This window comes from Aliagarivorans marinus DSM 23064 (assembly GCF_000429485.1).
Lineage (GTDB): Bacteria > Pseudomonadota > Gammaproteobacteria > Enterobacterales > Celerinatantimonadaceae > Aliagarivorans > Aliagarivorans marinus.
In genome coordinates this window covers 1-14,450 of record NZ_AUBY01000032.1, presented here as the reverse complement: position 1 = coordinate 14,450, position 14,450 = coordinate 1, and the positions used below count along the sequence as shown (strand labels likewise).

Here is a 14,450-nt window from a genome sequence, read left to right as displayed (position 1 = left end):
CAAGTTAGTTATTTATCTCGAACTGGACTTGCTTGAACTGCTTGAGCAGCGAATCAAGGCCCTGTTCTTTCAGGCGGCTACGGGCACTGGTCGCGTCACTGCGTTTATCAAAATTACCGTAGATAATTCGGTAGGGGGCGTTAGGTGTAGTCTCCGAACGGTATACCCATACTGGCTCTTGCCACTGGCGTGACGATACAAAGCTCTCGGCTGTCTGGCGGTTCTTGAGCGCCATCAACTGTAGCGTGTAGTGGCTCTCGGGCAGCTCCAGCAGCATCGCTTTAACGTCAGTCACTTTGATCGCAACATCCTCTTCAGCGGCTTCTTCGATAGCAGCCTCGGCTTGCTCAGTTTCAGGTAACTGAGCGGGGATGGGATCCGATGATTCAGCCTCTGCAGGCTCGTCAACCGACAGCTCAGATTCGAGCTCTACCACTGGCTGCTCGCTGGCGGGCTGACTCTGCTCGGCTAGCAAGCGATTGACTACTTCGTCTTCCACGATAACCCGTAGCTCATCTTTGTCGCTGCTTGAGCCTAGCTCAACGCCGTTGCCACTCACCAACTCGGGCAACTCGACATCATCGCTTTCAGCCGAGCCCGGCAGGCGACGTGGATTGGTGGCACTCACGGCATCGGCCGGCTCAGCAGGCAGCTCGGTTTGATGCTCTTCCAACAGCGGTACTTCGATGCGCGCTTCCTGCTCATCGTTATCGCTACCCGACTCCGAGAGCACCTGAACCAGCAGGCCAGCCACCGCGGCGATCAGAATTAGTGCGAGAACGAAGGAAATCTTGCTGCGATTGTTACTTGGGGCATCACTCATGGGTAGCTCTCCGTTAACTATCTCATCCACAAATTGGTAAATCTGCCTTGGGTTACCTTTCGCCCCATCGATATGCTGCTCGATAGCCTCGCGATTCTCCACCTTGGCCTGATAACTGGCGCGGCGAAACAGCGTGGTCGCAAGCAACATCGACTCGCGAAAACTCAGCGCGGCCACATCCATCTGCAGCGGGTGGGCACCCGCCAAGGCACTCACATCACTGAGCGCTTCGCTGTGGAGCAAAACCACTGACAGCGGATGGGGCTGATGCTTGGCAAAGGCTTGCATCAACGCGACCAACTCTTGTAGCAGCTTGGCGGATAGATGCTCAGCGTTATCAATGACCACCAGAATCCCTGACTCGGCCTGCTCCAAGTTACGCTGGAAGCTGTCTAGCAAGGGATCGGCAGGGTTAAACAGCGGCTCATGGAGAAGCTGTTGCAGCAAGGTCTGACGGACTTCGTTGTCGTCAGTTGCCGCTTTTAAGGTCAGTAAGGCTTGATTAGCAAAGGTGCTTTGTTCCAGCAGCAAGCCCGCAACGGCGGACTTGCCTCCACCCGCGTCACCACGGACGGTAATCATTCTAGAGCTGAAGCGAACCTGGGTAATAATGCGCTCGCATAGCTGGATCTGACTCTGCAAGGGTGCATAGATCGCAGCTTGCTGTTGTTTAACCATGTTCTACTCTTATCGGACTCGTTCGATGACTGCTTTTATATCACTTTCCTTAGCTGTATCAACCACTTTCGCGCTACCTATTGACGTAGGCAACACCAATCGCAGCACACCGTTGAGGACTTTCTTGTCACGCAACATATGCGGTAAAAACTGTTCAACGCCCATTTCGCTCGGTGGACTCACCGGTAGCTTGGCCCGTTCGATTAAGGCCGTCATGCGCGCCACTTGCGCCTGATCAACCAGCCCCAGCAGCTCAGCACAATGGGCCGCCATGACCATACCCGCGCCGACCGCTTCGCCGTGTAGCCACTGGCCGTAGCCTTGCTCGGCCTCGATGGCATGGCCAAAGGTATGGCCCAGATTCAGCAAGGCACGGATGCCGCTCTCACGCTCATCCTGCTTGACCACTTCGGCTTTGATTTCGCAGCAGCGGGCAATCGCATAACTCATCGCCTCAGGCTCTAGCGCCAGCAACGCATCGAGATTGGCTTCCAACCACTCGAAAAAAGCAAAATCATAGATAATGCCGTACTTGATCACCTCGGCCAGACCCGCGCTTAGCTCGCGCTCGGGCAAGGTCTTCAGGCAATCGATATCAATTACCACCGACTTGGGCTGGTAGAAGGCACCGATCATGTTCTTGCCCATCGGGTGGTTAACCGCGGTTTTACCGCCCACCGATGAGTCTACCTGCGAGAGCAACGTGGTGGGCACCTGAATGAAAGGTACGCCGCGCTGATAGCAAGACGCGGCAAAACCGGCCATATCGCCGATAACTCCGCCGCCTAATGCCACAATGGTGGTATCGCGGCTATGCAGCTGCTCGAGTAAGGCACTGAAGATCTGATTCAGTACTTCCAGATTCTTGTATTGCTCGCCGTCAGGCAGTATCACTGTATCGACGACCAAGCCTTCCAGGCTCGCCTTAAGCTGCTCTAGATAGAGTGGCGCAATGGTCTCATTGGTTACCACCATTACCTTTTTGCTGGCAATGGCCCCTAGAAACAAATCGGGCTGGACTAATAAGCCCTGCCCGATCGAGATGGGATAGCTGCGCTCTCCTAGAGCAACGGTAAGACGTTCCATCGTGGTCTTAGAATCCTAGTTTTTCGATAATTTGATTGGCTACAGATTTAGCGCTTTGGTCATCGGTTTGAACGGTGTAATCAGCAACCTCGGTGTACAACGGGTTGCGCTCTGAAGCCAGTGACTCCAGTACATCTCTTGGCTCGTCGTTTTGCAGCAGCGGACGACGTTTGTCGCGCTGGGTACGGGCAAACTGCTTGTCGATGGTCGTCTCTAAGTAGACAACGATACCGCGCGCAGACAAGCGGTTACGGCTTTCTTTGCTTATTACCGAGCCGCCGCCGGTTGCCAATACAATACCTTGGAGTTGGGTAAGATCATCAATCACACCCTCTTCACGTACGCGGAAGCCATCTTCACCTTCTACATCGAAAACCCAAGCGATATCAGCACCAGTGCGACGCTCAATTTCGTGGTCGGTATCATAGAACTGCATGTGTAGTTGTTGTGCAAGATGACGACCGATAGTGCTTTTTCCAGCACCCATTGGTCCGACAAGGAAGATATTTCGTTTCTCAGCCATGTTTATTCAATTTACTGTCTTTGTCTGTTTAACTCCGCCTTGCGGAGTGCCGTTAACCAACCTTAGTAAAAAGATCAGGGCGGGGATTATCTCAGCTTGAGGGGTTGTTATGCAACCGCTAATAACGCCCCATAAACGGCGTGAAGATTGGCTTGGGCAAAGGGCTTAACGCCCTTGCTCAAACCCGCTGTTTATCGTCTAAAGCGCGTCGACCAGAATTCGCGGTGTTACGAAGATCAGTAGTTCCCGCTTACTTACGCTAGCCACGGTGTTACGGAACAGAAAGCCGAAGCCGGGGATGTCGCCCAATACTGGAACCTTAGTGACCCGATCCACCGACTCTTGTTGGTAGATGCCACCCAGCACGATGGTCTCGCCATTTTTTACCAACACTTGGGTGGCGATCTCTTGAGTATCGATAGCAACAGCCAAACCGGTGGGGGTTTGCACGGCATCACCCTCGCTGTTCTGGGTGATCACCAAATCCAGGATTACATTACCATCGGGGGTGATCTGCGGGGTTACCTTCAGCCCTAACACCGCTTTTTTGAAGGTGACCGAAGTCGCACCGCTTGAGGAGGCTTCCACGTAGGGAATTTCACGACCTTGCTCGATATAGGCGGGCTTTTGGTTGGCGGTGGTAATACGCGGGCTGGCGATCACCTCACCTTTGTTTTCTTGCTCAAGGGCTGACAGCTCTAGGTCGAGGATCTGACCGTTAGCAAACTGCGCCACCTGAAAGGCCAAGGTACCGGCCGGGTTTTGCACCGGCAAATTAACGTTCAGGCGATCGTCAATGTTTTCCAAACTGGTGGTAGTGCCGTTAACCACATCCGATAGGATGTTGTTGGCTCCCTCAAGGGTACCAGAGGTAATCCCGGTGGAGTTGCCTAGGTCGGCGTTATTGGTGACGCCCCAGCGGATGCCCAGCTCTTCGTTTACATCGTCAGCGACGGTAACCATCCGTGCTTCAATCACCACCTGTTTAACCGGCACATCCAGCTTATCTAACATCTGCTTGATGCTAGCCAGTGACTGCTCGGTATCTTTCACCAGCAAGGTATTGGTCCGCTCATCCACAGCCACCGAACCACGCTCGGAGAGTAGAGAGACCTGATCGCCTTGCAGCAAGTTGGCCAGCTCCACCGCTTTGGCATAGTTGATCTGCATGTACTCAGAGTAAAGCGGCGCCAACTCAGCCACCTGCTGGGCGCTCTCGAGTTGTTGGCGCTCTTGTTCGGCTAGCTCAGCGGCCGGGGCCACTAACAGTACGTTGTTCTCCAGCCGCTTATCCAGCCCTTTGACTTTGAGGATGATATCTAGCGCCTGCTCCCAAGGCACATTGTCCATCCGCAGGGTAATGTTGCCGCTCACCGTGTCGGTGGTGACCAGGTTGAACTGATTAAAATCGGCGATAAGCTGCAGCACGGTGCGCACGGGAATGTCTTGGAAATTCAGCGAAATCGGCTTGCCTTGGTAGACCTGCTGCTGTTCGCTGACCTTCTCTTCGACCGCCTTTACTTCCACCATCAACAGCGACTCACTTTGGTCGTAGCGATAGTCGAAATCGCCGTCTACAGTCATCACCAGCATCACCTTACCGGGCTCTTCGAACACTTCCACCTGCTGGACCGGTGTGGCGAAGTCCACCACATCCATAATATACAGCAGCTCACTGCTGACACCGGTATTAAACAGGTTGATGGTCAGGCTTTGATCGCGCCGCTCAATATCGGCGGCGATGGCGCGGTTATTTAGCGAGATCATCAACTGCCCTGAGCCTTGCTTGCCGCGGCGGAAATCCAGCCCCACCACCTGGTTGATTTGCTCTGTGGAGCGGGAGGTAAAATCGGCCTGCGGAGGCGCACCAACCAATAGTCGCAGGGCATCGCCTTCATTTTTAAGCTGATAAGGCATCAGTTTATCTAAGCCAATCTCTATGCTCAGTAGCCCCGCTTTGCGCTCGGTTGTCAGCTGCTGCAGACCATCGAAATTTAGGGGAACCGGGTTGAGCGAGAGCGCCGAGCGCGCCTCGGGAATGCTCAGTACAATCTGGTTCGGCGCATAGGCCAGCTGGTCGCTCACGCCAGTCACTTGGCCATCAAACTGAAACAGCAGCTCAATCACGCCATTGGCCAGGGACTGTGTTTTAACCTCGGTAAGCTGCGCAGCTTGCACTGAAGAGACCATGGCCATTACTAGGCTCAGTCCAAGCACACGATTCCACCACTTCTTAAGCATCATTCCATTCATGCCTGTTTTATCCCTAAATTAAGACTGGTCGAGCGCGAGTTGGGTGAGTCGCTTGCTCCAACATCCTTTACCGTCTTCTACTTCTTCTGTGATGTTTATTGCAGAGGGCTCGATGCTGGTGATCTGCCCCCGGTGTAAGCCAAGAAAGTCACCGACCTTTAGCCGATGCACCTGTGAGCCCGCCTCAACCAGCGCCCATGGTGTGCTGTCCTGCCACACCACGCCGCGCATCGACATACTCGATAAAGACACCAGCTCTAACGGCCCCTTGGCTCGCTGCCAATCGGGCTGAAAGTCACAATCGACCACTAACTCTTCGCTGGGGGCAATCTCAACTTCTGGCTTGGGCAATAAAAAGGGTGAACGCAGCTCACTACTCTGGTAGCTGAGGTGCTCGAAGTGGACAATCTCGGGAATGTCTTCTTCGAGCGGGTATTTACGCGCTTTTACTTCTGCCACATACAGCTCAAGGTTGTCTTGAGTGGGCTGGCAGGCCACCAAGCCAAAAGCGAGAACTAAACCGACCAGATGCTTCATGGCTGCTCCTCTGGCGGTGTTTCTTTGTAGCGGTAGGTTTTCACCAGCAGACTCATCTGTAAACGGTCATCGGCGGTAAGCTGTTTGATGGAGAATTGGTCGAGAATCACAATCCGCGGCAGCGCCGCGACTGCACTGACAAACTCACCCAGCTGGTGATAGCCGCCGGTGACTTCGATGGCGATGGGCAGCTCGATGGAGAAGTCCTGTTCTTGCTCCTCCAGCCAGGTCAGCTGCTTAAACTCTAGGCCATTATCGATACCGACAAAGCTCAGCTCATCGATAAGACCTGGGATCTCATGTTGCTCCGGCAACTGTCTGAGCAAGGTATCGAAGGCCTCCTCCATCTTCTCTACCTGCTTTTTGTAGACCGGCAGGTAGCTGGCAACCGCCGCCTTGGCTTCAAATGAGGAGCGTAGTTCTAATTCTCGGGCTTGTAGGCTCTCGAGCTGCTTTCGCTCGTCCGACAGTTGAAAGTAGTAATACACCACGGCCAGGCCGATACACACCACCAACACAAAGATCCCCTTGGCAACCTTGGGCCAAGACTCGATGTTCTCAAAGTCCAACTCATTGAGCTGCTGAAGATCCATCTTCACTCTCCTTGTCGGGTTGAACCAGCTCGATGGTGACATCGATATGAAAGCGGCTCAGATTAAGCCGCTCGTCTTCACTCTCTTGCGCCACAATCGATGAGATCTGCGGCACCGCCAACCAGCTGCGCTGCTCGATGTTGCGCATAAAACTGGCGACCCGGTAATTGGCCTCACTCATCCCATCTAGCGCCAAGTTAAGTCCTGCGTAGCTAAGCTCATCGAGGTAGACTCCTTCCGGAGTGATAAGTGGCAGCTGATTAAACATCTTAGTAGGCAGATTACGGCGTAGTTGCAGTCGTTCAATCAGAGCAATCCGCTCTTCCAAGGCCTGCTTGCGCGCTTTGATAGCGCGAATTTCGCCGATTTGCGCATCCAGAATCACGATTTGGGTATCAAGATACTGGTTGCGAGCGCTCTGCGCCTTCTGCAAGCCATTGATGTAAAACTGCACCCCGGCTAGGGCCACAACGGTTAACATGACACTCAAGCCAAAACTGAGCCAGAACTGCTGCTTGCGCTTGGCCTTGCGCTCCTCGCGCCATGGGAGCAAATTGATCTTAGACATGATCAAAGCTCCTCAAGGCCAGCCCCAAGGCCGTCATGTACTTGGCCCCCTCTTCGAGGTACATGTTGCGCCCCTGAATCGAGGCCGATAACGGCATACACTCAAACGGGCAGGCAACAATCAAGGGCAAGTCCAGCTCGCCTTTAAGCTGCGTGACGATTTCGCCATCCAAACTGACCCCACCGCTAATCGCAATCGCATCGACATTTTTATAGCCGCTGGAGGAGATAAACAGCGACAGCTGGCGCTTTATCTGCTGAGCCAAGGATTGCACATACTGCGGATAGGCCATTTGCAGCACTTCTTCAGACAATGTTAGGGTTTGCCAGGCTTGGTTGGCTTCGTCGGGTTTCATCTGGGCAAGGGGAGCGGCTTGCAGCGCAAACTGCTCTCCACCGAAGTTCTGCTCGCGGTTGTAGATCACCTCGCCTTTGGTGAGCACCGCAAAGTTCATGGTGCGCTCGCCAATGTCGATCAGTGCGACCACGCCTTCTTGGGCCAAGGGATCTTGTTGATAGCTGAGCTGGAACTGCCAGGCTCGTCCGAGCGCATGGCTTTGCACGTCCACCACTTGGGCTTGAAAATGCGCCTCAGAGAGCACTTCGGCCAAAGTGTTGACCATCTCGGAGCGAGCAGCACTTAGCAATACATCGTCACGCCGTGAATCGTTGGGGTTCTCGCCCAACACTTCGAAGTCGAGGCTGATCTCATCAATGGGGAATGGAATGTTTTTTTCGGCTTCCAGCTCAACCTGGCTCTCCAGCTCCAGCTCAGAGAGACCATTGTCCAGCTGAATGACCTTGGTAATCACCTGATTACCGGAGACCGCCGTTGCTACACGGCGGATCTTTCCCGGCAACTTGCCCCGCAGGCGTTCCAGCGCAGCCACGATATCGTCAGGGGCGCCAATTTGATGATCGACCCAAGCGCCTTCAGGCATCGCCTCAGACGCAATCGCTTCCACACTGTAGCCTTCGCCCTGTTTGGTGAGCAACATTCCTTTGATAGTCGAACTGCCGAAATCAATACCAAACAACGCTGGCGTGCTATTTCTTCCTTTAATTAGCATGAATTTTCGCCAACAGTGATTAAAATTAACGACTTACAGTACTAATTAACATAGAACCTAAAACCCATCCTCGCTAACAGATATCTGAAAGTTGTCGAAACGCTTCACAGATTGACGATATAATCGGCGCCTAACCGAATGGAGTACAACGATTTTCAATGAAATGGCTTAAACGATTGCTGGCGCTAGGCGTTTTTGGGCTTTTTTGCGGCATTGCCGGAGTACTGGGCTTGTACTTCTACTTTGCCCCACAACTCCCCGATGTCAGCACCCTCAGAGACGTGCAGCTACAAACCCCGATGCGGGTGTTCAGCGCCGATGGTGAACTCATCTCACAATTTGGCGAGCAACGCCGGATCCCACTGGCGCTAGACGATGTGCCAGAGCAGATGATCCAAGCGGTACTGGCCACCGAAGACAATCGTTTCTACCAGCACCCCGGTATTGACCCCATCGGCATCACCCGTGCGGCGGTCAACTTAGCGGTGACGGGAGAGAAGAGCCAGGGCGCGAGTACCATTACCCAGCAGGTGGCGCGAAACTTCTTCCTGACCCGGGAGAAAACCTATATCCGGAAGATTAAAGAGATCTTTCTGGCCATCAAAATCGAGCGGGAACTCAGCAAAGACGAGATCCTGGCGCTCTACTTGAACAAGATCCCTCTGGGTTACCGCTCGTTCGGTGTCGGTGCTGCAGCCCAGGTTTACTATGGCAAAGACGTTGAAGAGCTAACGCTGGCGCAGATTGCCGTGATCGCAGGCCTGCCACAAGCGCCTTCTGCGCTGAACCCGATCCGCTCACCCGAGCGCGCACGCGAGCGTCGCAGAGTGGTACTGGGACGTATGCTGACCACAGGTTACATCACCCAAGCGGAGTTTGATGAAGCCAACAACGCAGAGATTACCGCCACCTATCACGGTGCCGAGATCACCCTGCCCGCCCCCTACCTCGCTGAGATGGTTCGCCAGGAGATGCTTGAACGCTTCGGTGAAGAGGCCTACTCCAGCGGGATGGATGTGTACACCACCATCAATGCCAAGCATCAACAGGCCGCCGAGCAAGCACTGCGCGATAACCTGCTAGCCTATGACCACCGTCATGGCTACCGCGGCGCTATCGCCAAGCTATGGGAAGATGGCCAAGAGGCCGAGTCTACTGAAGCATTGATTGAGCGCCTACGTAGCTACCCGAATTACGGGCCATTGCGCGCTGCCGTGGTACTCGAGGTCGGTGAAACCGACGCCAGTATTCTGGTTAAGGGTGGCAAGTCTGGCACCATAGACTGGGATAGCATGAAATGGGCGCGCCGCTTTATCACCGATAGCCGCCAGGGGCCAGCACCTAAGTCGCCTTCGGAGATATTGGCCAGCGGCGATGTGATATGGGTTGAGGCCTTGCCGGTAGACGCAGAGGAGCCCATCGAGACCGAAGGCGAAGCCCTTGCCCAAGAAGATATGGCTGAGGAAGCAGACGCCATTGAGGCGCAAACCGAAGTTGCTCTGGCCTACCGCTTAAGCCAACTGCCCGACGCTGGCGCGGCACTGGTAGCCCTGTCACCCAACGATGGCGCTGTACGCGCACTGGTTGGCGGCTTTAGCTTCAACCAAAGCAAGTTTAACCGGGTAACCCAAGCCAGCCGTCAGGTGGGCTCGAACATCAAGCCGTTCCTTTACTCCGCCGCCTTTGAGCGGGGTATGACCCTAGCCTCACTGGTAAACGATGCGCCGATTAATCGCTGGGACCAGGCGATGGGCGTAGCGTGGCGTCCGCGCAACTCGCCCGAGGTCTACGACGGCCCGATGCGACTGCGCGTTGCCTTGGCACAATCGAAGAATGTGGTATCGGTGCGCTTGATCCGCCAACTCGGTGTACCGCAGGTGATTGATCACCTAGCGAAGTTCGGTTTCCCTGCTGATGAGCTGCCGCGTAACGAGACCTTGTCGCTTGGCTCGGCCTCACTGACTCCGATGCAAGTAGCCAGCGCCTATGGCTCGTTCGCCAATGGTGGTTACTTAGTCAGCCCCTACTTTATCGAGCGGGTGGAAGACAGCATGGGCGAGGTCATCTACCAAGCTGAGCCTCAACTAGCCTGTAGCGAGTGCGAGGAAGAGCTGGCGGCCTTTGAACAGCATCGCCAAGTTGCGGGAGAGCTAGCAGCAGCGCTGTGTGAAGACCCCGAACAAAGCGATTGTGAGCAAGCGCCACACTACAACTTGGCACCGCGAGTTATCTCCGAGCAAAATGCCTTTTTGGTCACCCAAGCACTCAACAGTGCGATCTGGGGCGGTGGAAACTGGTCGCATAAAACCGGCTGGAATGGCACTGGCTGGCGCGCCGCACAGCAGTTAAAGCGTCGTGATATCGCCGGTAAAACCGGTACCACTAACGATGCCAAAGATGCGTGGTTCTCAGGTTACAGCCAGGACTTGGTGGTCACCTCATGGATTGGCTTCGATGACTTTAACCGCACCCTAGGCCAAGCGAGTTACAACAACAACTTGGGCCGAAACCAAGTGACGGGTTCAGAGTTCGGTGCGCGTACCGCCCAACCAGCCTGGATTGATTACATGCAGGTGGCACTGGATGGCGTGGACAACAAGCCGTTTAGAGTGCCAGAAGGGGTGTCTACGGTGCGCATCGACCGCAGCAGCGGTTTGCTAACCAACAAGAGCGATCACACCACCCGCTTTGAGTACTTTGAGCAGGGCTCGGAGCCAAAACGCTACAGCCGACAGCAGTCAGGCTCGGTGTTTGATTCTGAGGATGACGAGCTGTTCTAGATTGCCGAGAACAAGCGGATACTGATAGCAAAAGGCCCCTGTATCACTACAGGGGCCTTTTTAGTTAATTAAGCCTCGCTCCAGTGCTTTTGAATGAGGGCAGCGAGTTCGTTAAAGCAGGGGCGGCGCACCGAGTTCTGACGATACACCATGCTGATAAGGCGAGTTGGCTGCTCAGGGCAGAATGGCCGATACACCACACCTTCAGACTGTTTTGCCGAAGGCACCGCCAGCTCAGGCAACAAGGTCATCCCCATGCCAGCCGCCACCATATGGCGCAGGGTCTCCAAACTGGTCGCCTTAAAGCTGGTGTCCTCTGAGGCGCCGGCGTTAAAGCAGTAGTCCATGGCTTGGTCGCGCAGGCAGTGCCCATCTTCCAGCATCAACAGTTGTTCGCCCTTAAGTGCACCCAGCTCGACTTCCTCGCGCGCATTCCAAGGGTGCTGAGGCGGAAGTGCCAACATCAGCGACTCGTGGTACAGGTCGATGGAGCCGAAGCGCTCCATTTCGGGCAGGTAGGCCAATACCAGACAGTCAATCTCGCCTTCATCTAAACGCTGCAGTAATACATGGGTCTGCTCTTCATAGAGGAACAGCTCCATATCTTTAAAGGTCTCGCGAATATGCGGCACAATGCGTGGCAGCAAGTAAGGCGCAACGGTAGGGATTAAGCCCATATGCAGTGGGCCGGCCATCGGTGCCTGGAAGCTCTTAGCCATATCCTTCATGGCTTTAACTTCCATCAGGATTTTGCGCGCCTGTGCTGCCAGCTCATCGCCAGCATGGGTGAAGATGACCTTACGAGAGGTTCGTTCAATCAGCAGCAGACCGAGCTCTTCTTCGAGCTTGGAGATCTGTCCACTCAAGGTTGGCTGACTAACAAAGCACTTTTCAGCGGCCTTGCGAAAGTGCTTCACTTCCTGCAGCGCCAGTAAATATTCTAAATCGCGTAAATTCATAACCCCTCCATACAAGCACGCTCATAGTAGTGCGATGCGCGCCGTAGCTCCAGCAAATAACCACTGTTGCGGATGATTAGTTTGATCTCAATTAAACCCTCCCCCCGAACTCAAACTACATCCCAACTCTCTGTTATTTACTGGAATTTGTTCCGCAAAATCAGCGCTGGTGTGTTATATAAAACTACAAGGACAAGTCGGGACAGGGTGGTTCCGACATTCAGGAGGAAATCTGATGACGTGGTTTAAGCGTGGATGCTTAGTGTTGCTTTGCTCTTTTCTATTTGCCTGTGGAGGTGGGGACGATTTTAACCTTGGCGGCGATAGCGGGGGCGGAGATGGTGATGGCGACGGAGACGGCACAGGCACCGCGGAACTTTCCTTAACACTTTACGACTGTAATGGTATTAGCGATATTCCCAATGGCTGTGCAACAACCAGTAGCCTTTCCATAGAAGCGCCAGCAACAGTGGTCGCACAGCTCAGAGATGCCGAGGGTAACGCAGCTGCGAATCAGGTGATCAGCCTGGCCACAACCAACGTCAACTTAAGCGCCGAAGCCATTCTTACCGACTCAAGCGGACAAGCCATCGCAACCCTGTTTGCGCAACTAGAAACAACAGGGGCTGATACGCTTACTGCAGCAAACGACAACTTAGGCGCGTCTTCTTCCATCGGTTATCAAGTTGGTCAACCCAATCTTTCCATGACCTTGGTCGCTGGCATCGATGAGTCAGAGACCCTATCAGCAGACGCGACAACTAGCTTCACGGCTACTATCACTGATGGTAACGGCGACCTCTACACCACGCCTGTGGATATCAGTTTCAGTTCCGGTTGCGCCACCAGTTCGCTAGCCAACCTAAGCGAGACGGTAACTAGCGTAAATGGCGTAGCAACTGCCATCTACGAAGCACAAGGTTGCTCTGGAGCCGATACCATTACTGCAACCCCAGCCGTCAGCGTTATATCTCCGCAACAAGCCACCATCAATATTGCCGAGACCAATGCCAACAGCATCGATTTTGTATCGGCCACCCCCGAAACTATCTACCTGTCAGAGTCGGTGGGTAGCACCATTTCCGTTGTGCGCTTTAGAGTGCTGAACGCTCTCGACCAACCCAAGTCGGGTCAAGTCGTTGAGTTCGCCCTAGACTCCAGCTTACATGGCGTATCGATTAGCCCAATCAGCGCTCAATCGAATACTGATGGCGAGGTGGTTACTCGTGTAACCAGTGGGCGTATGTCGGGCACGGTGGTGGTTACAGCAAGTTTCACCGATGAAGACAATAACCAAGTTTCAGCCACCTCTAACTCATTGGCTATTCGCACTGGTATTCCAACGCAAGAGACCATGTCGTTATCCGCAGAGACCCTTGCTGTTGAAGCATGGAACGTCGACGGGGTAACCAGTGAGCTGATTCTGCGAGTCAGTGATGAGAATAACAACCCGGTTCCTGATAACACCTCCGTGGTGTTTACCGCAGAGGGTGGTCAAGTAACAGCTAACTGCCTGACTTCAGGAGAGACAACCAACAGCAGTTGTACCGTATCCTGGGTCAGCCAAAACCCTCGTCCTAAAGGGCATGTACATAGTTTTGCAAGTGGAAGCTGTGGTGCGCCGGGTTACATCCCTGTTGATGTAGCGAACACCCAAGGAACTAATGTCTACGGGGTTGGACGAGCCACGATACTCGCCACGACGCTGGGACAGGAAACCTTCTCAGACGCCAACGGCAACCGCGTGTTTGATAGTGGCGAAACCTATACCGCACTCCCAGAAGCTTGGGTAGACGCAGATGAGAACGGAAGCTTTAACAGCAGCGGTATTTTCAATCACGATAGCAACAACGTGACTGAAGACTTTCGAGACTTCAACAACAACAACGAGTACGACAGCGCTACAGGAGTAAACAACTCGAGCATACCCGCGGCAAGCGTCACCGAGCTGTACAACGGCCTATCTTGTACGCCTGACTCAGAAGCGGCAGGTATCTGTACCCGCGACTTTGTAGAGATACGCGATTCAGTGGTGATCGTGATGGCGACCTCGGCTGCAAATATCTTGATCTCGGATTCATCTAATACCGCCGCTAAGAGCGAGGTTGACCTTATAACCAATGCTTCCGAGTCTCTTGTTATCACTGTGCAGGATTTAAACGGTAATCAGATGCCAGCGGGAACCAGTGTGTCGCTCTCTACAGATAATGGCGAGCTATCTGGCACGACGAGTTTTAACATTGCCGACGGTACACGACTCTGCGATACCTTTGGGGTAACAGTGGTCAGGGAGACCTCACCCAACAACCGCTCTGTAGGCTCGTTGATAGTCGAGGTGACTAGCCCAGCAGGTGTGGTGACCTCTCGATCGATTACCGTTCGAGATTCAGGCTAAGGCACGCAATCGTTTAGGCATCAGGTCTGCGCACCGTGACCCGATGCCCATAAACACAAAAAGGCGAGCCGAAGCTCGCCTTTTCTAATGCGTTCCTAAGAACCGACTAATTAGTCGATGATCTTAGATACAACACCTGCACCTACGGTACGGCCACCTTCACGGATAGCGAAACGTAGACCTTCG

At 53.9% G+C, this 14,450-nt stretch carries 12 protein-coding genes; 2 read left to right on the top strand and 10 right to left on the bottom strand.

Translation table 11 applies throughout. From position 1 onward, the window contains the following. Positions 1 to 4 precede the first annotated feature (4 nt). The 8 genes from G461_RS0113345 to pilM form a co-directional block, all read right to left on the bottom strand. The gene (locus G461_RS0113345) at positions 5 to 1,501 is read right to left on the bottom strand and encodes an SPOR domain-containing protein (protein ID WP_026972208.1); all 1,497 of its coding nucleotides are present in this window, start codon (positions 1,499 to 1,501) and stop codon (positions 5 to 7) included. Positions 1,502 to 1,510: 9 nt separating this feature from the next. Continuing rightward, positions 1,511 to 2,587: a 3-dehydroquinate synthase gene (gene aroB, locus G461_RS0113340; RefSeq protein WP_026972207.1), complete on the bottom strand. Its 1,077-nt coding sequence runs from the start codon at positions 2,585 to 2,587 to the stop codon at positions 1,511 to 1,513. Between the two features lie 7 nt (positions 2,588 to 2,594). Then, a complete protein-coding gene (aroK, locus tag G461_RS0113335; protein ID WP_026960144.1) occupies positions 2,595 to 3,110 on the bottom strand; it encodes a shikimate kinase AroK in 516 nt (171 codons plus the stop codon). A 198-nt stretch (positions 3,111 to 3,308) separates the two neighbouring features. Beyond that, positions 3,309 to 5,363, bottom strand: coding sequence for a type IV pilus secretin PilQ (locus G461_RS0113330; protein ID WP_157360317.1), 2,055 nt, complete (start codon positions 5,361 to 5,363; stop codon positions 3,309 to 3,311). An 18-nt stretch (positions 5,364 to 5,381) separates the two neighbouring features. Further along, positions 5,382 to 5,900: a pilus assembly protein PilP gene (locus G461_RS0113325; RefSeq protein WP_026972205.1), complete on the bottom strand. Its 519-nt coding sequence runs from the start codon at positions 5,898 to 5,900 to the stop codon at positions 5,382 to 5,384. After that, entirely contained in the window at positions 5,897 to 6,493 is a 597-nt protein-coding gene (locus G461_RS0113320) for a type IV pilus inner membrane component PilO (protein WP_026960141.1), read from the bottom strand. The genes G461_RS0113325 and G461_RS0113320 overlap by 4 nt, the downstream gene beginning before the upstream one ends. Next, the gene (locus G461_RS0113315; protein WP_026960140.1) at positions 6,471 to 7,061 is read right to left on the bottom strand and encodes a PilN domain-containing protein; all 591 of its coding nucleotides are present in this window, start codon (positions 7,059 to 7,061) and stop codon (positions 6,471 to 6,473) included. The genes G461_RS0113320 and G461_RS0113315 overlap by 23 nt, the downstream gene beginning before the upstream one ends. Further along, positions 7,054 to 8,130: a type IV pilus assembly protein PilM gene (gene pilM, locus G461_RS0113310; RefSeq protein WP_026960139.1), complete on the bottom strand. Its 1,077-nt coding sequence runs from the start codon at positions 8,128 to 8,130 to the stop codon at positions 7,054 to 7,056. The genes G461_RS0113315 and pilM overlap by 8 nt, the downstream gene beginning before the upstream one ends. Before the next feature lie 158 nt (positions 8,131 to 8,288). Between pilM and G461_RS0113305 the strand changes: the two genes are divergently transcribed. Then, on the top strand, positions 8,289 to 10,910 hold the full coding sequence (locus G461_RS0113305; protein ID WP_026972204.1) for a penicillin-binding protein 1A: 2,622 nt from the start codon (positions 8,289 to 8,291) through the stop codon (positions 10,908 to 10,910). A gap of 68 nt (positions 10,911 to 10,978) precedes the next feature. Here the strand turns inward: G461_RS0113305 and oxyR are convergent, their stop codons facing one another. Beyond that, a complete protein-coding gene (gene oxyR, locus G461_RS0113300; protein ID WP_026972203.1) occupies positions 10,979 to 11,869 on the bottom strand; it encodes a DNA-binding transcriptional regulator OxyR in 891 nt (296 codons plus the stop codon). Between the two features lie 235 nt (positions 11,870 to 12,104). Between oxyR and G461_RS0113295 the strand changes: the two genes are divergently transcribed. Beyond that, positions 12,105 to 14,264, top strand: a complete 2,160-nt coding sequence (locus tag G461_RS0113295) for an Ig-like domain-containing protein (RefSeq protein WP_026972202.1) — start codon at positions 12,105 to 12,107, stop codon at positions 14,262 to 14,264. A gap of 110 nt (positions 14,265 to 14,374) precedes the next feature. Here the strand turns inward: G461_RS0113295 and G461_RS25930 are convergent. Then, positions 14,375 to 14,450 (bottom strand): EF-Tu C-terminal domain-related protein (locus G461_RS25930; RefSeq protein ID WP_157360318.1); only part of this gene is annotated, 76 nt, incomplete at its 5' end.

Excerpts from the sequence above, each read along its gene's own strand:
- G461_RS0113345 (WP_026972208.1), bottom strand. The coding sequence starts at position 1,501 with ATGGTTAAACAACAGCAAGCTGCGATCTATGCACCCTTGCAGAGTCAG.
- aroB (WP_026972207.1), bottom strand. The coding sequence starts at position 2,587 with ATGGAACGTCTTACCGTTGCTCTAGGAGAGCGCAGCTATCCCATCTCG.
- aroK (WP_026960144.1), bottom strand. The coding sequence starts at position 3,110 with ATGGCTGAGAAACGAAATATCTTCCTTGTCGGACCAATGGGTGCTGGA.
- G461_RS0113330 (WP_157360317.1), bottom strand. The coding sequence starts at position 5,363 with ATGAATGGAATGATGCTTAAGAAGTGGTGGAATCGTGTGCTTGGACTG.
- G461_RS0113325 (WP_026972205.1), bottom strand. The coding sequence starts at position 5,900 with ATGAAGCATCTGGTCGGTTTAGTTCTCGCTTTTGGCTTGGTGGCCTGC.
- G461_RS0113320 (WP_026960141.1), bottom strand. The coding sequence starts at position 6,493 with ATGGATCTTCAGCAGCTCAATGAGTTGGACTTTGAGAACATCGAGTCT.
- G461_RS0113315 (WP_026960140.1), bottom strand. The coding sequence starts at position 7,061 with ATGTCTAAGATCAATTTGCTCCCATGGCGCGAGGAGCGCAAGGCCAAG.
- pilM (WP_026960139.1), bottom strand. The coding sequence starts at position 8,130 with ATGCTAATTAAAGGAAGAAATAGCACGCCAGCGTTGTTTGGTATTGAT.
- G461_RS0113305 (WP_026972204.1), top strand. The coding sequence starts at position 8,289 with ATGAAATGGCTTAAACGATTGCTGGCGCTAGGCGTTTTTGGGCTTTTT.
- oxyR (WP_026972203.1), bottom strand. The coding sequence starts at position 11,869 with ATGAATTTACGCGATTTAGAATATTTACTGGCGCTGCAGGAAGTGAAG.
- G461_RS0113295 (WP_026972202.1), top strand. The coding sequence starts at position 12,105 with ATGACGTGGTTTAAGCGTGGATGCTTAGTGTTGCTTTGCTCTTTTCTA.